We start from the raw sequence: 20535 nt of genomic DNA on the forward strand, positions 1-20535 counted from the left end.
GGTGGCGGTGGCGGCGGCGCCAGCGCGCAAGGGGGTGGCGGCGTGACCGCCCAGGCCCGGATGATGCCGCAGCCCCAGGCCGCGCCCGAGGCGCCGCCCCAGCTGCAGAGCTTCGCTGACGTCCTGGCCCTGATCGAGAAGAAGCGCGACATCGCCCTGCGTCTTGACGTCGAGCGCTTTGTCCGGCCGGTCAGCTTCCGGCCCGGCGCCATCGAGTTTGAGCCGGCGCCTGGCGCGCCCGCCAACCTCGCCCAGCGCCTGGTCGCGCGGCTGAAGGAATGGACCGGCCAGCCTTGGCTGATCGCCGCCCAGGGCGGCGGCGGGGCCGAGAGCCTGTGGGAGCGCCAGAAGCGCGAGGAGCGCGAGGTCCGCGCCCAGATCGAGCAGGACCCCTTCGTCCGCTCGGTGATGGAGGCCTTCCCCGGCGCCGAGATCATCAGCATTCGCAACACCCCGCTGCCCGACGCGGCCTCGGTCGCCGAGGCGCCGGAAGACGACGAGGACTAGGAGTACGCCATGAAGGATCTGGGCGGCCTGATGAAGCAGGCCCAAGCCATGCAGCAGAAGCTGGCCGACGCCCAGGCGCGGTTGGCCGAGATGGTGGTCGAGGGGACCTCCGGCGGCGGCATGGTCACGGTGGTGCTGAAGGGCTCCGGCGAACTGGCCGAAGTGAAGCTGGACGAGAGCCTGCTGGCCCCCGGCGAGGGTGAGGTGATCTCCGACCTGATCGTCGCCGCCCACGCCGACGCCAAGCGCAAGCTGGACGCCAAACAGGCGGACCTGATGCGCGAGGCCGCCGGGCCGCTGGCCGGCATGGGCATCCCCGGCCTGAAGTTCTGACTTGGCCGCCTCGGCCGGACCCGAGATCGAGCGGCTGATCAGCCTGCTCTCCAAGCTGCCGGGGCTAGGCCCCCGCTCGGCGCGCCGCTCCGCGCTCGCGCTCTTGAAGAAGCGTGAAGCCCTGCTGCTGCCCCTGGCCGACGCCATGTCCCAGGCCGCGGCGCGGGTGAAGACCTGTGGAACCTGCGGGGCGCTGGACACTCAGGACCCCTGCGCCGTCTGTTCCGATCCGGCCCGCGACACCTCGCTGATCTGCGTGGTCGAGGAGGTCGGCGCCCTGTGGGCCATGGAACGCGCCGGGGCCTTCCGCGGCCGCTATCACGTGCTGGGCGGGCTGTTGTCGGCCCTGGACGGCGTGGGGCCTGACGCCCTGCGCATCGGCCAGTTGGTCGGGCGGGTGTCTGGCGGCGAGGTCAAGGAAGTGGTCCTGGCCCTGCCGGCCACCGTCGACGGCCAGACGACGGCCCACTACCTCGCCGACGCCCTGGCCGGAACCGGCGTCGCCGTCACCATGCTGGCCCGCGGCGTCCCCGTGGGCGGCGAACTCGACTGGCTCGACGACGGCACCATCGCCCAGGCCATGCGCGCGCGGCGGCCGGCTTAGGCGGGGTTCTCCCACCTCCGCTCATCCCCGCGCAGGCGGGGGCAGCTCTTAGGGTGTCATCCCGCAAAGCGCGCAGCGCTTGTGCGGGACCCAGAAGCCCTGAGCTTGCCAGGACGCCCATTGCGCTTGCGGCCGCGCGAACTCCCCGTGCCCCGCGCATCTGGGTCCCGCACTTCCGCGGCTGCGCCGCTCCATGCGGGATGACACTTGGTGCTCTTATGGGTAGAAATCTCCATGCCCTACTACGTTTACATGCTCGCCAGCGGTCAGCATGGGACGCTTTATGTCGGCGTCACCAACAGCCTGGTGCGTCGCGTCGGGCAGCATAAGGCCAAGGAGGCCGAAGGCTTCACGCGGCGCTACGGCGTCGACCGGCTGGTCTGTTGGACAAGCTTTGGCGAAGTCACCGCCGCGATCGCCTTCGAGAAGAAGCTCAAGCGCTGGCGACGGGACTGGAAGGTCAATCTCATTGAGCAGGACAACCCTCATTGGGGAGACCTCTATCCCGCCATGATGGAGCTCTGAGGGGCTTGGGAGCGCCCGAGACTCCAAGTAAGAACGCAGCATGAACGCCGAACTTCTCCTGGCCCTCCTGGGCCTATTCGCCGCCGTGATCGGTTTCGCCTGGGCGCTGATGGAGCGGGGGCGGGCCAATCGGGCGGAGGCGCGGGCCTGGGAGCTGCAGGACCTGGCGGCGCGGGCCAGGCTGATCGAGGAGCAGGGGGCCAAGAACGCAGCCTTCATCCAGGCCGAGGCCGCCAACGCCATCGCCGAGCAGCTGCTGAAACGCGCCGACGAGACCTTCAAGGGCCGGGAAGAGGCCGCCCAGCTGCGGCTGGAGGCCCAGCTGAAGCCGGTGGCCGAGACCCTGGCCAAGTTCCAGGAACAGGTGGTGGCGGTGGAGAAGATCCGCGCCGAGGACACCGGCGGCCTGAAGCAGCAGATCAGCCAGCTGATGGAGGCCTCGGCCGCCACCCAGGCCGAGGCCCGCAAACTGTCCAGCGCCCTGCGCCGCGGGGCGGGCGTCCAGGGGCGTTGGGGCGAACAGACCCTGCGCAACGTGCTGGAGGCGGCGGGCCTGGCCGCCCACTACGACTTCACAGAACAGACCTCCACCGACACCGACGAGGGGCGGCGGCGGCCGGACGTGACCGTGCGCCTGCCGGGCGGTGCGGTGTTCGTCATCGACGCCAAGTGCTCCCTGAACGCCTTCCTGGAGGCCCAGGACGCGGTGGATGAGCCGACCCGCGACGCCGCCTACGCCCGCCACGCCCAGAGCGTGCGCGCCCACATGCAGGGCCTGTCGGCCAAGGCCTATTGGGACCAGTTCAACCAGGGCTCGCCAGACTTCGTGGCCATGTTCATTCCCGGCGACAGCTTCCTGGCCGCCGCCCTGGAACGCGCGCCGGACCTGATGACCGAGGCCATGGACAAGCGGGTGCTGGTGGTCACGCCCACCACCCTGTTCGCCCTGTGCAAGGCCGTCGTCTATGGCTGGCGGGTCGAGGAGCAGGCCAAGAACGCCCAGGAAATCGTCAAGCTGGGCCGCGAGCTCTACAAGCGCCTGTCGGTGATGGGCGGCCACACCGCCTCGGTCGGCAAGGCGCTCGAGGCCGCCGTCGGCCGCTACAACCAGATGGTCGGGTCCCTGGAGACCCAGGTCCTGACCCAGGCCCGGCGCTTCGCGGACCTGAAGGTCGACCACGAGGCCAAGGAGATTCCGGAGCTGCCGGCGGTCGAGGGCGGCGTGCGGGCCCTGTCCAAGCTGTCGACGAGCGAGGACATCCCGCCGCCTTGACGCTCAAGGGCCGCTGACCTACCTGAAATCGCATGGCTATCCGTGAGATCCTTGTCGTCCCGAACCCTGTCCTGAAGCAGGTCTCCCAACCCGTCGAGCGGGTGGATGACGAGCTGCGCGCGCTGATGGACGACATGCTGGAGACCATGTACGCGGCGCCTGGCATCGGCCTGGCCGCCATCCAGATCGGCGTGCCCAAGCAGGTCATCGTCATGGACCTGGCCGGCCCCGACGAGGAGAAGCAGCCGCGCTACTTCGTCAATCCGCAGATCCTGGACGCCTCGGACGACACCCAGCCCTACGAGGAAGGCTGCCTGTCGGTGCCGGACATCTATGACGAGGTCGAGCGCCCGGCCAAGGTCAAGCTCAAGTACCTGAACTATCAGGGGCAAGAGGTGGTCGAGGAGGCCGAGGGCCTGTTCGCCGTCTGCATCCAGCACGAGATGGACCACCTGAAGGGCGTGCTGTTCATCGACTATCTGTCACGCCTGAAGCGCGACCGCGCCGTCGCCAAGGTGAAGAAGCAGGTCCGCGCCGCCTGACGCATTTGCGCGCAAGGGCAAGCAGGGACGAGCGGTCCGGGGAAACACGGTTTTCCCCTTGGGCTCGTCCCGACCGAGCTCCCCAAGCCCGATCCCGGCTACCGGCCTTCGTGAGGGGCCAGATCATCGCCGGTCGCCATCGCCGCCGAAGCGACGCCCGTCGTGGTTGAGAGCCGCCGGTGGGTGCGGTCTCGCGACGAGGTTTCGTGCGGATATCGAGCCTGCCGCCTGTGCGGCCGCCCTTGATCCGGGTCATTCACGCGTGAACGCCACGGGCGGTAGCATCGAAAGTCACGACGAGGGCATGGCAATTTTTGTAACGGTGAGGCATCTCCACGCTTGAACCCGGCGTGCACTCGCCAGTTGAGCGATATCGGGGCAGTATGGACTTTGAGTACGGCACTTCCGTGGACGAGGGCGAGATCGAGACGCTCCTCCCATCCATCCGCGCAAATCCAGCCATGGACGCCGCCATGCGCGCCTCCGTGGGCGGCGCGTTGGCTTATTTTCACGAGAACCCGGTCCTGCACCGAAATGTCCGCGACGTCGGGCGGCTGATCCTGTGCTTCGTGGCGCTCTACCTTGACGCGACCGGCGGGCTCACCCACCGGCGCCTGCGCGCCCTGTCGGGCCAGACCGGGGTGATCAGCGCTGGGACGGCGACGGCGGTGCTATTCCGGATGCGGGCCATCGGCTACGTCGACCGCGAGGAGGGCAGTGGCACGGGGGTGCAGCGGCGCTATGTCCCCACCCCGGAAATGGTCGAGACCTTCCGCCGGCGCCTGCGGATCGAACTGGGGTCGGCGACCCTGGTCGTTGACGGGCTCAATGGCGTGCTGGCCCGGCTGGATGAGCCGGAGGTGTTCCGGACCCTGGTGGCCGTGTTGGGCCAGGAGGTGATCCACGCCGCCAGCAATCCCCGCGCCGACCTGGACCCGATCAACAAGCTCTCGGTGCGCACCGCCGGCATCCTGATCCTGTGGGACATCATCCAGTCGGCCGCGCAGCCTGGCGCCCTGTTCGCCAGCGAGGCCGAGGTCGAAATCTCCGTGGCCGCCCTGGCCAAGCGTTACCAAGTGTCGCGCAGCCACGTGCTGAGCATCCTGCGCGACCTGAGCGAGGCGGGCTATCTGGAGCGGCTGTCGCGGGACGGGCTGTGGCTGTTGAAGCCGCAGTTGCGCGAGGCCCTGCTGACCTTCTTCGCCATCATCTATCTCGGCGTCGGCCGGGTGGTCGGCCGGGCCAAGGCGCGGCTGAGCGAGGCCGCGGGCGATTAGTCCTTCGGGGCGGTATGCTTGTCCAGGTCGGCCTTGGCCTCGGCGGCGCCCGACTTCAGGTCCGCGCCGGCGTCCCGAAGCGCGTCCTTGGTGTCAGCGGCCACATCCCTGGCGGCGGCGCCGGCGTCGCGGGCGGCGTCCTTCACATCGCCCTTCACCTCCTGCACCTCGGGGCTGCTCGCCACGTCCTTGGCGGCCTGGGCGGTCTTGTCGGCGGCGGCCTGCAGGTCCGACCGGGTCTCGGCCTGGTCCTGGCGGGAGCAGGCGCCCAGGCTGAGGGCGGCGGCGACGGCGAGGGCGAGCGGCAGGATGGGGCGCATGGCGGGGCTCCGATCAGACGTGGCTGTTGAACGGCGCGGCGGTTCGGAAGGTTCCTTCGCGGCTCCGACCCGGCTAAACCGCGCCCATGCGCCTCGCCTTCCTCGGAACTCCGGACTTCGCCGTCACCTGCCTCGCCGCCCTGGCCGAGGCCGGCCATGAGATCGTCGCGGTCTATTCCCAGCCCCCCGCGCCGCGCGGTCGCGGCCACGAGCTGAAGCCGTCGCCGGTCCACGCCTGCGCCGCCGAACTGGGGATCGAGGTGCGCAACCCCGTCTCCATGCGCGACCCCGAGGCGATCGCCGCCTTCAAGGCCCTGAACCTGGACGCCGCCGTGGTGGTGGCCTTCGGCCAGATCCTGCCGGCTGAGGTGCTCGAGGCGCCGCGACTGGGCTCCTACAACCTGCACGCCTCTCTGCTGCCGCGCTGGCGCGGCGCCGCCCCGATCCAGCGGGCGATCATGGCGGGTGACGCCGAGACGGGCGCCGAGGTCATGCGCATGACCGAGGGGCTGGATGAGGGGCCGGTGCTGGCGACGGCTCGCCTGCCGATCACGGCCGAGGACACGGCGTCCACCCTGCACGACAAGCTGGCCGCGGCCGGCGCCGCCCTGCTGGTCGAGACCCTGCCGAAGATCGCCGCGGGGACCGCTGTGGCCGTCCCCCAGGCGGAGGAGGGGGCGACCTACGCCAAGAAGATCCGACCCAAGGAGGCCCGGCTGACCTGGGCCAGGCCCGCCGTCGAGATCGACTGCAAGATCCGCGGCCTCTCGCCCTTCCCCGGCGCCTGGTTCGAACTGGCCGGCGACAAGGGCCCGGTGCGGGTCAAGGCGCTGCTGTCGCGGGTTGAGGCCGGCCAGGGGGAGCCGGGCCAGGTGCTGGACGACCGCCTGCTGATCGCCTGCGCGGACGGGGCGGTGCGGCTGCTGAAGGTCCAGCGTGAGGGCAAGGGGCCGCAGGACGCCGAGACCTTCCTGCGGGGCTTCCCCGTGGCGGCGGGAACAGTGCTGGCCTGAGATGCCGCGCTACCGCCTGACCATCGAATATGACGGCCGGCCCTATAAGGGGTTCCAGGCGCAAGGCGAGCTGCCCACCGTCCAGGGCGCCCTGGAGCGCGCCGTACTGGCCTTCACCGGCCAGAGCGTGCGCCTGCAGGCCGCCGGCCGCACGGACACCGGCGTCCACGCCACCGGTCAGGTGGTGCATGTGGACCTGGACAAGGCCTGGCCGGTCGAGACCGTGCGCAATGCGCTGAACGCCCACCTGATCGACGAGGCGGTGGTGGTGTTGGAGGCCGAGGAGGCCATCGGCGACTGGCACGCCCGGTTCACGGCCACCGAGCGGCGCTATCTGTACCGCATCCTCAACCGCATGGGGCCGCCGGCCCTGGACCGGGGCCGAGTCTGGCACGTGAAGAAGCCGCTGGACGCCGAGGCGATGCATCATGCCGCCCAGGTCCTGGTCGGCCACCACGACTTCACCACCTTCCGCGACCTGCAATGCCAGGCCAAGTCGCCCTGGAAGACCCTGGACGTGGCCCGGGTGTCGCGGGTGGGCGAGGAAGTCCACCTGGTGTTCGAGTCGCGCTCGTTCCTGCACCGCCAGGTCCGGTCGATGACCGGCACCCTGGCCGAGGTCGGCGTGGGCCGCTGGAGCGCCGACGATGTCGCCGCGGCGCTGGAGGCGCGGGACCGCAAGGCCTGCGGGCCTGTCGCGCCGGCCGAGGGGCTCTACCTGACGGGGGTGTCCTACGCCGCGCCGAAGGTTCCGAAGTAGCGGGCGATCAGCCGCTCATAGACCGCCTGCAGCTGGCGGATCTCCGCCACCGGCGCACGCTCGTCGACCGAGTGCATGGTCTTGCCGACGAGGCCCAGCTCGACCACCGGGCACAGGGCGCGGATGAAGCGCGCGTCCGAGGTGCCGCCGGTGGTGGACAGGTCCGGGCGCTGGCCGGCGACATCGGCGACGGCGTCGGCGACGAGTTCGGTGAACGGGCCCTGCTCGGTCAGGAAGGCCTCGCCGCTGATCGCCGGCTTCAGGACGATCTTGCCGGGGAACCCCTCAACCGCCTTGTCGGCTTCCGCCTGGATCCAGGCCGCCAGGTCGGCGCCCTTGTGGGCCGGGTTGAAGCGGATGTTCAGCCGCGCCTTGGCGGTCGCCGGGATCAGGTTGGTGGTCGGATTGCCCACATCGATGGTGGTGACCTCCAGGTTCGACGGCTGGAAGTCCGTATAGCCCTCGTCCAGCACGCGGGCTTGCAGGGCGGATAGCAGGCGGATCAGCACCGGAACCGGGTTCGCGGCCCGATGCGGATAGGCCACGTGGCCCTGGATCCCCTGGACCTCGATCTCGACATTGATCGAGCCGCGGCGGCCGATCTTGACCATGTCGCCAAAGGTCTCGGCGCTGGTGGGTTCGCCCACCACACAGTGGTCGATGATCTCGCCCTCGGCGGCCAGGGCCTCGACCACCATCTTGGTGCCGTGGGTGGCCACGCCTTCCTCGTCGCCGGTGATCAGGAAGGAGATCGAGCCCTTCACCTGGTCGGCGGCGATGGCCTTGGCGGTGGCGGCGGCGAAGGCGGCGATGGCGCTCTTCATGTCCACCGCGCCGCGGCCGATCAGGATGTCGTCGACGATGTCGGCGGCGAAGGCCTCGCGGCTCCAGGCCGCGGCGTCGCCCACCGGCACCACGTCGGTGTGGCCGGCGAAGCAGAGGTTCGGCCGGGCGATCCCGAAGCGCGCATAGAGGTTCTCGATCTCGCCGAACTTCATTCGGCGGCAGGAAAAGCCCAGGGCCTTCAGGGTGGCTTCCACCACATCCATGGCGCCTTCATCGGCCGGGGTCACCGAAGGGCGGCGGATCAGGTCTTGGGTGAGGGCGACGGGATCGAGGCTGGACATGGCCCTGCTGGTAAAGCCCAGGCGCGTTCCGGGCAACTGGCGCCGCGCAAGCCCTCGCGCCCGGAATGGGAAGATTAATCCATATAAATCAACTCGTTATGGGAATATCGAGCCTGTACTCGCAAGATCAGGTTGGCGATGATCGCTCCACACAAGGAGATCGGTCATGCAACCCATCGTATTCGGAAAGCGAAAGCCGTCCTTACTGCCCGCGCTGGCGCAGGCGTTCTCAGCGAAGTCTTTTGATGATCACGGTGGAGACCGGCGTGAGCCCAGGTCCTGGGCGCCGCGATTTGGCGGACATCAGGTTTCAGCCAGCGAACACCTGTACTTCGCCGTGCGCTCGCTGGGCAGTGATGGGGCGCATCACATCCTGCAATACGCCTTTGTGGATGATCGCGGCACGGTGGTCCTGAGCGCCTGCGCCCGGTCGACCAGTCCGGTGGCCATGCTGGCGCCGCCCCTGCCGGAGGACCTTGCGGTCCAGCCCCTGGACCCGGAGGCGTTCGAGTACCTGATGACCCGACTGTGCGGCGGGGCGACCCTGGTGGCCTATCACCGGGTGCTTCAGGGCGGGTTGCTGCCCTACGAGGCGGTGGCGTCTGCGGCCTCGGTGGAATGCGCCTGGCGCCGCTTCCAGCAGGTGGCGCGGCGGCGCGGGATCCGGCTGTCGCGGGGCGAGCCCCTGGCGCTGAACGACTGCCTGGAGAAGGCCGGCCTGCCCGTCCCCGACAGCGAGGACGCGGCCATGCGGGCCCTGTCGATCCGCGCCCTGTGGCGATGGATGGAGGGCTAGGGGCTAGCGCTCCAGCTTCACGGCGTCCCAGAACAGCGGGCGCAGGTCGGAGAAGAACTCATCCATCCCGTAGCGGTCGGCCAGGGTGAACAGGCCCTCGTCGTCGCGGTTGAGATATCCGCGCTCGGCCAGGGCCAGGAGCTTGCGGCGGGCGGTCTCCCGCGGGATCTGGGTGATCTCCGAAAGGCTGAGCGCATTCAGCCCGCGGTGCTCGGGCCCCTCGGCCGGCGCGAAGCTGCGCTCGCGGGCGATCTGTTGCGACAGGTCGGCCAGGATGAACACCAGGTAGAGCAGGTACTGGTCCAGGTCGCCGGCGAAGCGCGACCGAATGCGCACTAGGGTGGTCGAGAGGTGACCGCCCCAGCGGTAGAAGAAGCGGGACACATCCTGGTCGAGATAGCCGGGTGTCGGCGCCTCTAGGGCTGCCTCCGTCGCCAGTCCGGAAATCCTGTTCGAGTTGATTCCAATCACCGTCGTATTCCTTCCGGGATGCGCCCCCCGGTTAAGAGAAGATTAAGCTGGAAGGTTAAGGAAAGGAGCTCATCCGTTAACCGCACCAACTTGAATCAAGGTTGTGTGTGCTGTCCTTGGGTGTCACGAATAGTGCACCTCAAGGTCATAAGACCTTACGCATCTACTATTTTAGCGAGAAGTGCGTGTAAACCCATTATGGGGACACGAATTCGTGCCCCGCGGGAATTTCGCCCAGGGCGCAAACGAAAAGCCCCGCCGGGGACCGGCGGGGCTGGACGTTCAGGCGGGATGCGCGGGGTCAGTCGCGCAGCAGCTCGTTGATCGAGGTCTTGGAGCGGGTGCGGGCGTCGACGGTCTTCATAATCACCGCGCAGTAGGTCGACGGCATGCCCTCGTGCGGGCTGGGCCGCGAGCCGGACATGACCACGGAATAGGGCGGCACCTCGCCGGTGGTCACCTGGCCGGTCTTGCGGTCGATGATCGGGGTGGTCGAAGTCAGGTAGACGCCCATGGACAGCACAGAGCCTTCGCGGACGATCACGCCCTCGGCCACTTCGGAGCGGGCGCCGATGAAGCAGTTGTCCTCGATGATCGTCGGGTTGGCCTGCAGGGGCTCCAGCACGCCGCCGATGCCCGCGCCGCCCGACAGGTGCACGTTCTTGCCGATCTGGGCGCAGGAGCCGACCGTGGCCCAGGTGTCCACCATGGTGCCCTCATCGACATAGGCGCCGATGTTGACGAAGGACGGGGTCATGATCACGCCCTTGGCGATGTAGGCGCCGCGGCGGACGACGCAGCCCGGCACGGCCCGGAAGCCGGCGGCCTCAAAGCGGGCGGCGTCCCAGCCGGTGAACTTCAGCGGGATCTTGTCCCAGTAGGGGTGCGGGGCGTCCGCATCGATCAGCTGGTTGGCGTTCAGGCGGAAGGACAACAGGATCGCCTGCTTGGCCCACTGGTGGGTCACCCAGGTCCCGTCGGCCTCGCGGCTCGCGACGCGCAGGGTTCCGGAATCCAGTTGGTTCAGGGTCTCGTCCACGGCCTCGCGGACCTCGCCGGTGGTCTGGACGTTGACGGCGTCCCGGTTTTCCCAGGCGGCTTCGATGACGGACTTCAGGTCTTGGGACATCAGGCGGTTTCCTTCAGACGCGCCCCGGCCAGGAAGGGCGCGAGTTTCTCGGTTCTGTGGGTGACAAAGGGCGCGGCCGAGGCCGGCGCATGGGCGCCCACCAGCACGGTGGTCATGCCCAGGTCGTGGGCCGGCTTCAGATTGCGCTCGGAATCTTCAAAGAAGGCGGTCGCCACGGGATCCAGGCCATGGGCCTCGATCATCCGGGTGAAGCCCAACGGGTCGGGCTTGGGTGCAAACCCGAACGAATGGACGTGGAACACCTCGTCGAACAGGTGGTCCAGCTTCAGGTGGGCCAGCACCCGCTCGGCGTGGAAGCCGTCGGCGTTGGTGAAGATGTAGCGCTTGCCCGGCAGGCGCTCGAGCGCGTCCAACAGAGGCTGGTCGTGGGCCAGGACGTCCAGGGACAGGTCGTGGAACAGGGCGTGGAACTCTTCCGGCGCCACGCCGTGGTGCTTCATCAGTCCGCCGAGGGTCAGGCCGTGCTCGGCCAGATACTTCTTCTGCAGGGCGAAGGCTTCGTCCCGGGGCAGGCCGGTGACCTTGACCACGAACTCGGTCATCCGCCGCTCGACGTCGCCCATGAACCCGCTCTCGGCCGGGTAGAGGGTGTTGTCGAGGTCGAACAGCCAGACGTCGATATGGGTCAGGTCGGCGGACATCTTCGGCTCTAGCGGGTGATCAGGGTGCCCGAGCCGTGCTCCGTGAACAGCTCCACCAGCATGGCGTGCGGCCGGCGGCCATCGAGGATGACCACGGCTTCCACCCCGGATTCCACCGCGGCGATGGCGGTTTCCAGCTTGGGGATCATGCCGCCGGTGGCGACGCCGTCGGCGATGGCCTGCTTGGCCTGGGCCACCGTCATTTCACGGATCAGCTCGCCATCGCCGCCCAGCACCCCGGCCACGTCGGTCAGCAGCAGCATCCGCTTGGCCTTCAGGGCGCCGGCCAGGGCGCCGGCCACGGTGTCGGCGTTGATGTTGAAGGTCTCGCCGTCCTTGGACACCCCGATGGGTGCGATGACGGGAATGTAGTCGTGGTCGGCGTGGATCAGGCCGGTGATCAGCTGGGGATCGATCTTGGTGGGTTCGCCGACGAAGCCCAGGTCGATGACTTCCTCGATGCCGCCCTTGGACTTGGTGCGGACCACCTTCTCGACCTGGATCAGGCCGGCGTCCTTGCCGGACAGGCCCACGCCGCGCACGTCAGCCTCGGCGCCGGCCAGGGTGATCCAGTTGGCGATCTCCTTGTTGATGGCGCCCGACAGCACCATTTCGGCGACCTCCATGGTCGGCTCGTCGGTCACCCGCAGGCCGTCGATGAAGGTCGACTTCACCCCGGCCTTCTCGAGCATCCGCGAGATCTGCGGCCCGCCGCCGTGCACCACGACGGGATGCAGGCCGAGCAGCTTCAGGAGCACGCTGTCAGCCGCGAACAGCTTGGCGGTCTCTTCCTGGCCCATGGCGTGGCCGCCGTACTTGATGACCACGGTTTCGCGGTCGTACTGCTGGATGAAGGGCAGGGCCTCGGCCAGGGTCCTGGCGGTCGCCCACCCCTTGTCTTCGAGATCCTGGGTCTTGTCGCTCAAGGGTGCGGCCTCCATCCGGTCGGAGCGCTCCGATAGCGGACCCTGGCCCCCCTGTCACGCGATGCGACGACCCGCCTTCGGCTGGCCATAGGTCTTGAAGCGCTCCTGGGCCTCGGCGACCTGTTCCGGCGACAGCAGCTTGGGCGGCGCGACGGCGCGGGCCATGAGGTACTGGCGGGCCAGGGTCTCCAGGCGCAGGGCCGTGGCGACCGCCGCCTCCAGGCTGCGGCCGTGGCAGATCATGCCGTGATTGGCGAGCAGGCAGGCGGTGCGGTCCTGGATCGCCTCGGCGGCCGCGGCCGCCAGCGCCGGCGTGCCAAAGGTGAAGTAGGGCGCGCAGCGCACGTCCGGCCCGCCGAAGCCCAGCACCATGTAGTGAAAGGGCGGCAGCCCCTCGCCCAGGCAGGCAAGGGCCGTGCAGGCGTCGGAATGGGTGTGAACCACCGCCGCCGCGCGCGGGGCGGCGCGGTAGATCGCCGTGTGCATCTCCCACTCGCTGGAGGGGGCGAGATCGCCCTCATAGGCGCCGTCCAGGTCGATCTCGACCACGCCGTCCGCGTCGATGGCGTCGGTGGCGCCGGTGCGGGTGATCAGCACCCGGTCGCCGACGCGGGCGCTGACATTGCCGGCGCTGCCGATGTTCAGGCCCAGCTGCGAGAGGCGGCGATAGCTCTCGGCGACGGCGCTCTTGAGGTGCCCGGTCAATGCGGCTGCTCCATCTGGGTCAGGGCCTCATGGAAGGCGTTCGGTCCGCCCAGCTTGCCGGACTTCAGGCACAGGCTGATCGGCCTGGGGACCTCCACCGAGCATAGCCCCATCCCTGGCCCCTGATAGGGGGCGACCTTCAGCTGCGGGAACCCCAGGGCCTGGACGACGGCGCCGGAGGTCTCGCCCCCTGCCACCACCAGGCGCTCGACCCCACGCGCGGCGAGGCCCACGGCCACCTGCGCCAGGATCGCCTCGGCCTTGCGCGCGGCGCCCAGCACGCCCAGCCGGTCCTGGATCTCCTGGGTGCGGGCGTGCGGGGTGGCGGTGGTGATGCAGATGGGGCCGCCGGGGAGGCGGCTGTCGGCCCAGGCCAGGGCCTGGCCGGCCAGGTCGCCCTCCGCCAGCAGGTCCAGGCGCAGCACCGGCCGGGTCTGCTCGAAGACCGCGATCTGCTCCAGGGTCTGGTCCGCGACGCTGCCGGCCAGCACCGCGCCCGCGCCGGAGCGGCCGGCGGTCGGGGCGTAGGGCTCAGCGGCGGTCAGTCCGCGGGCGCGCCAGATCTGCGGATAACAGGCCGCCACCGAGGAGCCCCCGGTCATGGCCGGCCAGTCCCAGGTCGCCTGCGCCAGGGTCTCAAGATCGGCCTCGGTCAGGGTGTCGGCGATCAGGTAGGGCGCGCCCCGCGCCGTCCGGGCCTGCACATGGCTGCGGACCGCGTCCGCGCCCGACTGGATCGTGGTCCAGGGCAGCAGGCCTACCCCCCGCGATGTCTGGCGGCCGAGCACGCGGCGCAGATCCGGATCAGTCATGGGGGTCAGGGGATCGAGCCGTTTGGGCGAGTCCGAGACGATGGTCCCGCGCACGAACAGGTGGCCGGTATAGACGGTGACGCCGACCTCCGGGAACGCCGGGCAGAACAGCAGGCTGGGCGCGCCGGCGCGCTCGGCCAGCAGGTCGGCGCAATTGCCGATATTGCCCTGGTCGGTGCTGTCGAAGGTCGCGCAGTACTTGAAGAACAACTGGCGCGGCCCGATGGCTTCCAGCGCATCCAGAGCCTGGGTGAATTGGGTCAGCGCGACCTCCGGCGGCTCCACCCGCGAGCGGACCGCGATGACCACGGCGTCGACGTCGCTGGGCCGCGCGGACAGGTCGGTCAGCAGGGCGGCGCGGGCGCCTCCAGAGGCCAGCATGGCCGCCAACTCGACGGCGCCGGTGAAGTCGTCTGCGATGGCGCCGAACACCGGCCTGGACATGGGCGCATCCTCTTAGCGAGCCGATACGATAGCGATCATTATCGAAATTTGAAGCGCCGACTTGCGGCCCGCCTCAGGGCAGGAGGGCGTGCTTCAGGACCGCGGCCGTGTCCTTGATGATGTCCGACACCTCCAGCCGGCCCTCCTCGAACAGCATCTCGTCGGCGGAATAGCCGAGCTCGATGGAGATCCGGACCCGGCGCCACAGGACGTCGGCGGCCATGTCGGGCAGCAGGGGCGCATAGGCCTGGACCATCCGGTCGGCGGCTTCCCGGTGGGAGTCGATCCGCACCTGGGCCAGCTGGGGCACAGCGCGCAGGGCCCGCAAGGTCCAGATCGCCCCGGGCTGGCTGCGGGTGACCTCGTGGGTCTTCAGCAAAAGTTCCTCGGTGGCCTCGCCCATGGCCCGCAGGCCCTTGGGCGCATAGGTGTCCAGCCAGGCGTAGAGCACCACGTTCTGGCGATCGAGCAGGCGCTTTCCCAGCGCCGCCAGCACCGCGTACTTGTTGTCGAAATAGCGATAGAGGGCCGGCGGCGTCATGTTCGCCCGGGCGCAGATGAGGTTGGTGGAGATCTGCTCCACACCCACCTCGGCCAGCAGGTGGCCCGCCACGTCCAGCAGGTGCTCATAGGTCTGGATGCTGCGCTCCTGGCGGGGCGCGACCCGTTTCCTGGGGCCCTTGGCCGGCGTGCTCGCACCTGTGTCCTGGGGGGGCATGGTTCCGGCTTTAAGTCTGCGACCTGATCCAAGCAACCAATCGGCTTGCAATCGCCGCCGATCCGCGCGCTTAATGATAGCTATAATTATCGTTCTTGATCGACCCCAAAAATGGAGACCGAGATGGCCCAAGGCGACAGCGTGCAGAAGGACCTGCTGGAGCGGGCCGCGGCGGTGATTCCCGGCGGCATGTACGGCCACCAGTCGGTGGGCCGGCTGCCCGACGGTTATCCCCAGTTCTTCAGCCGGGCCGAGGGCGCGCGGGTCTGGGACGCGGACGGCAAGCCCTATCTGGACTACATGTGCGGCTATGGCCCGAACCTGCTGGGCTACGGCCACCCGAGCGTCAACGCCGCCTTTGTGAAGCAGCTCGAAGTGGCCGACACCCTGACCGGGCCGACGGCGCGGATGGTCGAGTACGCCGAGGCCTTTGTGGGCATGGTCAGCCACGCCGCCTGGGCCATGTTCTGCAAGAACGGCACGGACGCCACCTCCATGGCCATGATGACGGCCCGCGCCCACACGGGCCGGCGCAAGCTGATCCTGGCCAAGGGCGCCTATCACGGGGCCGCGCCCTGGTGCACGCCGCAGCGGACCGGCACGACGCCCAGCGACCGGGAACACCAGATCTTCTGCGTCTACAACGATATCGACAGCCTCAACGCCGCGGCGGCGCAGGCTGGTGACGACCTGGCGGCCATCTTCGCTGCGCCCATCAAGCATGACGCCTTCGTCGACCAGTCCGACCCGGACCTGGCCTATGCCCGCCGGGCGCGGGAGATCTGCGACCAGACCGGCGCCGTGCTGATTGTCGATGACGTCCGCGCCGGCTTCCGCCTGGCCCGCGACTGCAGCTGGTCGGCCATCGGGGTGCAGCCGGACCTGTCCAGCTGGGGCAAGTGCATCGCCAACGGCCACCCGATCTCGGCCCTGCTGGGCGCCGAGCACCTGCGCAAGGCCGCGGCCGGCATCTATGTCACCGGCTCCTACTGGTACCAGGCCGCGCCGATGGCGGCGGGGATCGAGACCCTGCGCCTGATCCGCGAGACCGACTATCTGGAGCACACGGTGCGCCTGGGCCAGCGGCTGCGCGACGGCCTGGCCGAGCGGGCTGACGCCGCGGGTTTCGGCTTCCGCCAGACCGGCCCGGTGCAGATGCCCCTGTTCCTGTTCGACGATGACCGGGACCAAAGGTTCGGCTTCGCCTGGTGCAGCCACATGCTGGACCAGGGCGTCTACATGCACCCCTGGCACAACATGTTCCTGTGCGCGGCCATGACCGACGCGGACATCGACCTGACCCTGGACGCCGCCGAGCGCGCCTTCACCCAGCTGCGCAAGGAAGCGCCGACCCTGGGGCCGGTGCCGAAGATGCAGTTCCTCGTCGCCTAAGCTGGAGCGCCGTCATGATCGCCTGCTACGCGGACCGCACCAGCCTGCGGCCCGGTGAAAGCTTCGGGCTCTGTGCGTCCGGGGACCACGGCCCGGTGTCGGTGGAGATCGCCAGGGTCGGGGCGGAACGGACGGTGGTCCTGCGCCTGGAGGGCGTGGCGGTCGGCGACCATCCGACCCCGGCGGACGCCGTCTCGGCCGGCTGCAACTGGCCGGCGGCGGTTGCGATCACCGTTGGGGCGGACTGGCGCAGCGGCTACTACGACATCGCCGTCACCGACGCGGCGGGCGAGACGGCCCACCATTTCCTCTGCGTGCGCGCGGCCAGGGGGCGCGAACAGCGCGAGGTGCTGGTGCTGACCACCAACACCTGGCACGCCTACAACTACTGGGGCGGCCAGAACGCCTATTGCGACGTCGCCGCCCTGATGGAGGGCGGTGTCCCGCTGCCGCAGGCGATGGAGGGCGCGGTCGGCGTCCTGTCCACCCAGCGGCCCTTCGCCCAGATGTTGCTGGCCCCGCCGCCGGGCATGCCCCGACTGGTCAACATGACCAAGCGCGGCTTCCAGCGCCGGCCCTGGGCGGGCGCCGATTCCGCCTGGTCCCGCGACCACCGGCAGAGCCCCTATGACGGCTCGGCGGGGTTCCTGCAGAAGTGGGAGGAGGTCTATGTCCGCTGGGCGGAAGGGATCGAGGGGCGCACCTTCGACTACCTGACCGACCACGACCTGGACGCCGAGCCCGACGCGCTCGACCCCTATGAGCGGGTGATCCATGTGGGCCACAGCGAGTACTGGTCCGGACCGCAGCGCGACGTGGTCGAGGCCTTCACCGACCGCGGCGGGGCCCTGATCATCCTGTCGGGCAACACCGCCTTCTGGAAGGTGCGCTGGGAAGACGGCGGCCGCCGGATGATCTGCCACAAGTGGAAGGGCCTGGAGGCCGAGGCGCCCGATGGCCTTGCCGCGACGCATCTGTGGTCGCACCCGCTGTTCGGCCGGCCGGAAGCGACCATGACCGGCTTGAGCTTCATCTTCGGCGGCTATCACCGGCTAGGCAATTGCGTGGCGCGGGGGGCCGGCGGCTTCACCATCTATCGCCCCGACCATTGGGCGCTTGCAGGCGCGGACCTCTATTGGGGCGACGTGATCGGCGATCAGGTCCCGTTGATCGGCTACGAGAACGACGGCTGCGCGATCACCTTCGACGATACCGGCCTGCCGGCCCCCGTGTCGCGGCTGGGGGTGCCTGACAACCTGGAGATCATCGGCATGGCGCCGGCGGCCTTTGCGGAGGTCGACAGCCCCTATGCGCCCCTGATCCCACCGGAGCAGCTGGACGTGGTGGCCGAGATCGCCTTCGGGGACGCCAGTCCGGCGGGACAGGCCCGCGTGCTGCGCGGCCATGCGGTGATGGCCAGTTTCGAGCGCGGGCGCGGCTTTGTGTTCAACAGCGGCACGACCGAGTGGGCCCACGGCCTGGCGGCGCGGGATCCGTTTGTCGAGCAGATCACTCGCAACGTGCTGGCCAGGCCGGCCAACCTGGCCTGAGGCGCGCAGCCCGGGACGGTCCCGGCTCGACGCGGCAACAGGGCGTGCTAGCTTCGCCGTCCTTGTTACGCCTGTTGAGACATTTCATGCGCCTTTCCGCCCTGTTCACCACCGTCGCCCTCGCGGCCCTTTCGGCCACCAGCGCCCTCGCCAAGACCGTCGCGGTCACCGCCGACCACCTGGTGGACGTGGCCTCCGGCAAGACTCTCGACAAGCCGCTGGTGCTGATCGTCGACGGCCGGATCAAGGCGGTGGGCAAGCAGGGTGACGCGGTCCCCGCCGACGCCGAGCGCGTCGACCTGCCCGGCGTGACCCTGACGCCCGGCCTGATCGACATGCACACCCACATCACCTCCTCGCCCCTGTTCAGCGGCTACAACTCGCTGCTGTTCACCGACAGCTTCTGGGCGGTGATCTCGACCAAGCACGCCAAGGACACCCTGGAGGCGGGCTTCACGACCATTCGCAATGTGGGCGCGGACTTCTACGCCGACGTCGCCCTACAGCAGGCCATCGACAACGGCTTTGTCGAGGGGCCGCGGGTCGTGCCGGCCGGCAACGCCATCGGCGCCACTGGCGGCCACTGTGACTCGACCTTCTTCCCGCCCTCCATGGAGGAGAAGAGCCCGGCGGTGGCGGACAGCCCCGACGAGGCCCGCCGCATGGTCCGCCAGATGCGCAAGTACGGCGCCCAGGCGATCAAGATCTGCGCCACCGGCGGCGTGTTCAGCCGCGGCGATTCCCCTGGCGCCCAGCAGATGACCTTCGACGAGATCAAGGCGGTGGTGGACGAGGCCCACATGGCCAGCATGAAGGTGGCCGCCCACGCCCACGGCGCCTCGGGCATCAAGGCCTCGATCCTCGCCGGGGTCGACACCATCGAGCATGTCAGCCTGGTCGATGACGAAGGCATCAAGCTCGCCCTGCAGAAGGGGACCTACTTCGGCATGGACATCTACAACACCGACTACACCCAGGCCGAAGGCGCCAAGAACGGGGTGCTGGAAGAGAACCTGCAGAAGGACCGGGACATCGCCCTGATCCAGCGCCAGAACTACCAGAAGGCCCTGAAGGCCGGGGTGAAGATGATCTATTCCACCGACGCCGGGGTCTATCCGCACGGGGACAACGCCAAGCAGCTGGCGACCATGGTCCAGTGGGGCGCGACCCCGCTGCAGGCCCTGCAGTCGGCCACCATCACCTCCGCCGAGGCCCTGGGCCAGGCCAATGACGTGGGCCAGGTCAAGGCCGGCGCCTATGGCGACCTGGTCGGCGTGAAGGGCGATCCGCTGAAGGACATCACCCTGATGCAGCACCCGGTCTTCGTCATGAAGGGCGGCGACACCGTCAAGCGCCCCTAAGCCCGGGCCTGAAACGACAAAGCCCCCGGCCTCGCGGCCGGGGGCTTTTTCATGCGCGAAAGGGGACCGGATCAGATGGTCCGGGCGACCACTTCCTTCATGATCTCCGAGGTGCCGCCATAGATCCGCTGGACGCGGGCGTCGCGCCACAGGCGGGCGATGGGGTACTCGTTCATGTAGCCGGCGCCGCCGTGCAGCTGCAGGGCCGCGTCGCAGATCTCCCATTGCAGCTCGGTGTGGAACAGCTTGGCGGCCGAGGCCTCGGCGGCGGTCAGCTTCTTTTCCAGGTGGCGCGCGGTGCACCAGTCCAGGTGGGCCCAGCCGGCCTGCAGCTTGGCCTTCAGGGCCGCCAGGGTGAAGCGGGTGTTCTGGAAGTCGAACACGCTCTGGCCAAAGGCCTTGCGTTCCTTGGTGAACTTCACCGCCTCGTCAAAGGCCCGTTGCGCGCCGCCCATGGCCGAGACGGCGATGCCCAGGCGCTCCTGAGGCAGCTGGTTCATCAGGTAGGCGAAGCCGCGGCCTTCCTCGCCCAGGCAGTTGGTGATCGGCACCCGGACATCTTCGAAGAACAGCTCGGAGGTGTCGGCGCTGTTCTGGCCGATCTTGTCCAGGTTGCGGCCCTTCTTGAAGCCCTCGCGCCCGGCTTCGACCAGGATCAGCGAGATGCCCTTGGAGCCGGCGTTCTGGTCGGTCTTGGCGACCACGATCACCAGGTCGGCGTTCTGGCCGTTGGTGATGTAGGTCTTGGAGCCGTTGACCACGTACTCATTGCCTTCGCGGCGGGCGGTGGTGCGCACGCCCTGCAGGTCGGAGCCGGTGCCCGGCTCGGTCATGGCGATGGCGGTGATCACCTCGCCCGAGACCATCTTCGGCAGCCACTGCTGGCGCTGTTCCTCGGAGCCGTAGTGGGCGATGTAGTCGGCGACGATGTCGGACTGCAGGGTGATGCCGGCCGACGAGCCGTAATAGGCCAGCTCCTCGTCGATCACCGCGTTGTAACGGAAGTCCAGGCCCAGGCCGCCGTACTCGGCGGGCACGCCGGGGCACAGCAGGCCGGCCTCGCCGCAGGCGCGCCAGAACTCGCGGCTGACCACGCCGTTCTCTTCCCAGGCGTCCAGGTGGGGGGCCAGTTCCTTGTCGAAGAACTTGCGAACCTGGTCGCGGAACAGGTTCATGTCCTCGTCGTAGACGACGCGGCCTTCGGTGGAGATCATCTCGGGGCTCCTGCAGGGTCTCTGCCGCGCATCTAGCGGCCTGCCGCCGCGTCACGCCAGCCCCCCGACCGGAC

The 20535-nt window shown here is 69.1% G+C and carries 22 protein-coding genes and 1 pseudogene; 13 read left to right on the forward strand and 10 right to left on the reverse strand.

The genetic code is table 11. The annotated features are described in order from the left end of the window. The 7 genes and pseudogenes from ACFQ27_RS16375 to ACFQ27_RS16405 form a co-directional block, all read left to right on the forward strand. Positions 1-507: pseudogene (locus tag ACFQ27_RS16375) on the forward strand (DNA polymerase III subunit gamma/tau); the annotation flags it as partial. A 9-nt stretch (positions 508-516) separates the two neighbouring features. Further along, positions 517-840 (forward strand): YbaB/EbfC family nucleoid-associated protein, encoded by a 324-nt coding sequence (locus tag ACFQ27_RS16380; RefSeq protein ID WP_374343215.1) that lies wholly within the window; start codon positions 517-519, stop codon positions 838-840. 1 nt (position 841) lies between these two features. Further along, positions 842-1444 carry a recombination mediator RecR gene (recR, locus tag ACFQ27_RS16385; RefSeq protein ID WP_374343213.1) on the forward strand — a complete coding sequence of 201 codons (603 nt, stop codon included), beginning with the start codon at positions 842-844 and terminating at the stop codon, positions 1442-1444. 234 nt (positions 1445-1678) lie between these two features. Then, positions 1679-1969 carry a GIY-YIG nuclease family protein gene (locus tag ACFQ27_RS16390; RefSeq protein ID WP_377354365.1) on the forward strand — a complete coding sequence of 97 codons (291 nt, stop codon included), beginning with the start codon at positions 1679-1681 and terminating at the stop codon, positions 1967-1969. Between the two features lie 40 nt (positions 1970-2009). Next, positions 2010-3242: a DNA recombination protein RmuC gene (locus ACFQ27_RS16395; protein WP_377354366.1), complete on the forward strand. Its 1233-nt coding sequence runs from the start codon at positions 2010-2012 to the stop codon at positions 3240-3242. A 32-nt stretch (positions 3243-3274) separates the two neighbouring features. Beyond that, complete coding sequence (def, locus tag ACFQ27_RS16400; protein ID WP_374343207.1) at positions 3275-3784, forward strand: peptide deformylase; 510 nt, start codon at positions 3275-3277, stop codon at positions 3782-3784. A gap of 383 nt (positions 3785-4167) precedes the next feature. Then, on the forward strand, positions 4168-5061 hold the full coding sequence (locus ACFQ27_RS16405; RefSeq protein WP_377354367.1) for a hypothetical protein: 894 nt from the start codon (positions 4168-4170) through the stop codon (positions 5059-5061). Here the strand turns inward: ACFQ27_RS16405 and ACFQ27_RS16410 are convergent. Beyond that, complete coding sequence (locus ACFQ27_RS16410) at positions 5058-5381, reverse strand: cell surface protein (protein ID WP_377354368.1); 324 nt, start codon at positions 5379-5381, stop codon at positions 5058-5060. The genes ACFQ27_RS16405 and ACFQ27_RS16410 overlap by 4 nt on opposite strands. Before the next feature lie 86 nt (positions 5382-5467). Between ACFQ27_RS16410 and fmt the strand changes: the two genes are divergently transcribed. Both fmt and truA read left to right on the forward strand, forming a co-directional pair. After that, positions 5468-6394 carry a methionyl-tRNA formyltransferase gene (gene fmt, locus ACFQ27_RS16415; RefSeq protein ID WP_377354370.1) on the forward strand — a complete coding sequence of 309 codons (927 nt, stop codon included), beginning with the start codon at positions 5468-5470 and terminating at the stop codon, positions 6392-6394. 1 nt (position 6395) lies between these two features. Next, positions 6396-7154, forward strand: a complete 759-nt coding sequence (gene truA, locus ACFQ27_RS16420; protein WP_374343199.1) for a tRNA pseudouridine(38-40) synthase TruA — start codon at positions 6396-6398, stop codon at positions 7152-7154. On the opposite strand, the gene dapE is transcribed toward truA, so the two are convergent. After that, entirely contained in the window at positions 7127-8281 is a 1155-nt protein-coding gene (gene dapE / locus ACFQ27_RS16425; RefSeq protein WP_377354371.1) for a succinyl-diaminopimelate desuccinylase, read from the reverse strand. The genes truA and dapE overlap by 28 nt on opposite strands. Before the next feature lie 337 nt (positions 8282-8618). Here dapE and ACFQ27_RS16430 point away from each other — a divergent pair, with 337 nt between their 5' ends. Beyond that, positions 8619-9077 (forward strand): hypothetical protein, encoded by a 459-nt coding sequence (locus tag ACFQ27_RS16430; RefSeq protein WP_377354372.1) that lies wholly within the window; start codon positions 8619-8621, stop codon positions 9075-9077. A gap of 3 nt (positions 9078-9080) precedes the next feature. Here the strand turns inward: ACFQ27_RS16430 and ACFQ27_RS16435 are convergent, their stop codons facing one another. The 7 genes from ACFQ27_RS16435 to ACFQ27_RS16465 all read right to left on the reverse strand — a co-directional run bounded on the left by ACFQ27_RS16435 (position 9081) and on the right by ACFQ27_RS16465 (position 14944). Then, positions 9081-9461, reverse strand: a complete 381-nt coding sequence (locus ACFQ27_RS16435; RefSeq protein ID WP_377354373.1) for a hypothetical protein — start codon at positions 9459-9461, stop codon at positions 9081-9083. A gap of 388 nt (positions 9462-9849) precedes the next feature. Then, positions 9850-10677, reverse strand: a complete 828-nt coding sequence (dapD, locus tag ACFQ27_RS16440) for a 2,3,4,5-tetrahydropyridine-2,6-dicarboxylate N-succinyltransferase (protein WP_374343190.1) — start codon at positions 10675-10677, stop codon at positions 9850-9852. Beyond that, positions 10677-11339: a pyrimidine 5'-nucleotidase gene (locus ACFQ27_RS16445; protein ID WP_374343188.1), complete on the reverse strand. Its 663-nt coding sequence runs from the start codon at positions 11337-11339 to the stop codon at positions 10677-10679. The genes dapD and ACFQ27_RS16445 overlap by 1 nt, the downstream gene beginning before the upstream one ends. 8 nt (positions 11340-11347) lie before the next feature. Then, complete coding sequence (argB, locus tag ACFQ27_RS16450; RefSeq protein ID WP_374343186.1) at positions 11348-12265, reverse strand: acetylglutamate kinase; 918 nt, start codon at positions 12263-12265, stop codon at positions 11348-11350. A 54-nt stretch (positions 12266-12319) separates the two neighbouring features. Beyond that, the gene (locus ACFQ27_RS16455) at positions 12320-12970 is read right to left on the reverse strand and encodes a class II aldolase/adducin family protein (protein ID WP_377354374.1); all 651 of its coding nucleotides are present in this window, start codon (positions 12968-12970) and stop codon (positions 12320-12322) included. Then, positions 12967-14226 carry a 3-oxo-tetronate kinase gene (otnK, locus tag ACFQ27_RS16460; protein ID WP_377354375.1) on the reverse strand — a complete coding sequence of 420 codons (1260 nt, stop codon included), beginning with the start codon at positions 14224-14226 and terminating at the stop codon, positions 12967-12969. The genes ACFQ27_RS16455 and otnK overlap by 4 nt, the downstream gene beginning before the upstream one ends. 73 nt (positions 14227-14299) lie before the next feature. Continuing rightward, entirely contained in the window at positions 14300-14944 is a 645-nt protein-coding gene (locus ACFQ27_RS16465; protein ID WP_374343180.1) for a TetR/AcrR family transcriptional regulator, read from the reverse strand. A 123-nt stretch (positions 14945-15067) separates the two neighbouring features. On the opposite strand from ACFQ27_RS16465, the gene ACFQ27_RS16470 reads away from it, so the two are divergent. From ACFQ27_RS16470 to ACFQ27_RS16480, 3 genes are all read left to right on the forward strand, one after another. After that, positions 15068-16336 (forward strand): aminotransferase class III-fold pyridoxal phosphate-dependent enzyme, encoded by a 1269-nt coding sequence (locus ACFQ27_RS16470; RefSeq protein WP_377354376.1) that lies wholly within the window; start codon positions 15068-15070, stop codon positions 16334-16336. A gap of 14 nt (positions 16337-16350) precedes the next feature. Next, positions 16351-17886, forward strand: coding sequence for a N,N-dimethylformamidase beta subunit family domain-containing protein (locus ACFQ27_RS16475; protein ID WP_377354377.1), 1536 nt, complete (start codon positions 16351-16353; stop codon positions 17884-17886). A gap of 86 nt (positions 17887-17972) precedes the next feature. Beyond that, a complete protein-coding gene (locus ACFQ27_RS16480) occupies positions 17973-19247 on the forward strand; it encodes a Xaa-Pro dipeptidase (protein WP_377354378.1) in 1275 nt (424 codons plus the stop codon). Between the two features lie 71 nt (positions 19248-19318). Here ACFQ27_RS16480 and ACFQ27_RS16485 read toward each other — a convergent pair whose 3' ends face one another. Beyond that, positions 19319-20461 carry an acyl-CoA dehydrogenase family protein gene (locus ACFQ27_RS16485; protein ID WP_374343172.1) on the reverse strand — a complete coding sequence of 381 codons (1143 nt, stop codon included), beginning with the start codon at positions 20459-20461 and terminating at the stop codon, positions 19319-19321. Positions 20462-20535 lie beyond the last annotated feature (74 nt).

Origin of the sequence: Phenylobacterium conjunctum, assembly GCF_042679085.1 — a bacterium.
GTDB lineage: Bacteria > Pseudomonadota > Alphaproteobacteria > Caulobacterales > Caulobacteraceae > Phenylobacterium > Phenylobacterium conjunctum.

Excerpts from the sequence above, each read along its gene's own strand:
- ACFQ27_RS16485 (WP_374343172.1), bottom strand. The coding sequence starts at position 20,461 with ATGATCTCCACCGAAGGCCGCGTCGTCTACGACGAGGACATGAACCTG.
- ACFQ27_RS16410 (WP_377354368.1), bottom strand. The coding sequence starts at position 5,381 with ATGCGCCCCATCCTGCCGCTCGCCCTCGCCGTCGCCGCCGCCCTCAGC.
- ACFQ27_RS16380 (WP_374343215.1), top strand. The coding sequence starts at position 517 with ATGAAGGATCTGGGCGGCCTGATGAAGCAGGCCCAAGCCATGCAGCAG.
- ACFQ27_RS16475 (WP_377354377.1), top strand. The coding sequence starts at position 16,351 with ATGATCGCCTGCTACGCGGACCGCACCAGCCTGCGGCCCGGTGAAAGC.
- ACFQ27_RS16405 (WP_377354367.1), top strand. The coding sequence starts at position 4,168 with ATGGACTTTGAGTACGGCACTTCCGTGGACGAGGGCGAGATCGAGACG.
- ACFQ27_RS16480 (WP_377354378.1), top strand. The coding sequence starts at position 17,973 with ATGCGCCTTTCCGCCCTGTTCACCACCGTCGCCCTCGCGGCCCTTTCG.
- otnK (WP_377354375.1), bottom strand. The coding sequence starts at position 14,226 with ATGTCCAGGCCGGTGTTCGGCGCCATCGCAGACGACTTCACCGGCGCC.
- ACFQ27_RS16445 (WP_374343188.1), bottom strand. The coding sequence starts at position 11,339 with ATGTCCGCCGACCTGACCCATATCGACGTCTGGCTGTTCGACCTCGAC.
- ACFQ27_RS16470 (WP_377354376.1), top strand. The coding sequence starts at position 15,068 with ATGGCCCAAGGCGACAGCGTGCAGAAGGACCTGCTGGAGCGGGCCGCG.
- truA (WP_374343199.1), top strand. The coding sequence starts at position 6,396 with ATGCCGCGCTACCGCCTGACCATCGAATATGACGGCCGGCCCTATAAG.
- dapD (WP_374343190.1), bottom strand. The coding sequence starts at position 10,677 with ATGTCCCAAGACCTGAAGTCCGTCATCGAAGCCGCCTGGGAAAACCGG.
- ACFQ27_RS16395 (WP_377354366.1), top strand. The coding sequence starts at position 2,010 with ATGAACGCCGAACTTCTCCTGGCCCTCCTGGGCCTATTCGCCGCCGTG.
- fmt (WP_377354370.1), top strand. The coding sequence starts at position 5,468 with ATGCGCCTCGCCTTCCTCGGAACTCCGGACTTCGCCGTCACCTGCCTC.
- dapE (WP_377354371.1), bottom strand. The coding sequence starts at position 8,281 with ATGTCCAGCCTCGATCCCGTCGCCCTCACCCAAGACCTGATCCGCCGC.
- ACFQ27_RS16465 (WP_374343180.1), bottom strand. The coding sequence starts at position 14,944 with ATGCCCCCCCAGGACACAGGTGCGAGCACGCCGGCCAAGGGCCCCAGG.
- ACFQ27_RS16390 (WP_377354365.1), top strand. The coding sequence starts at position 1,679 with ATGCCCTACTACGTTTACATGCTCGCCAGCGGTCAGCATGGGACGCTT.
- def (WP_374343207.1), top strand. The coding sequence starts at position 3,275 with ATGGCTATCCGTGAGATCCTTGTCGTCCCGAACCCTGTCCTGAAGCAG.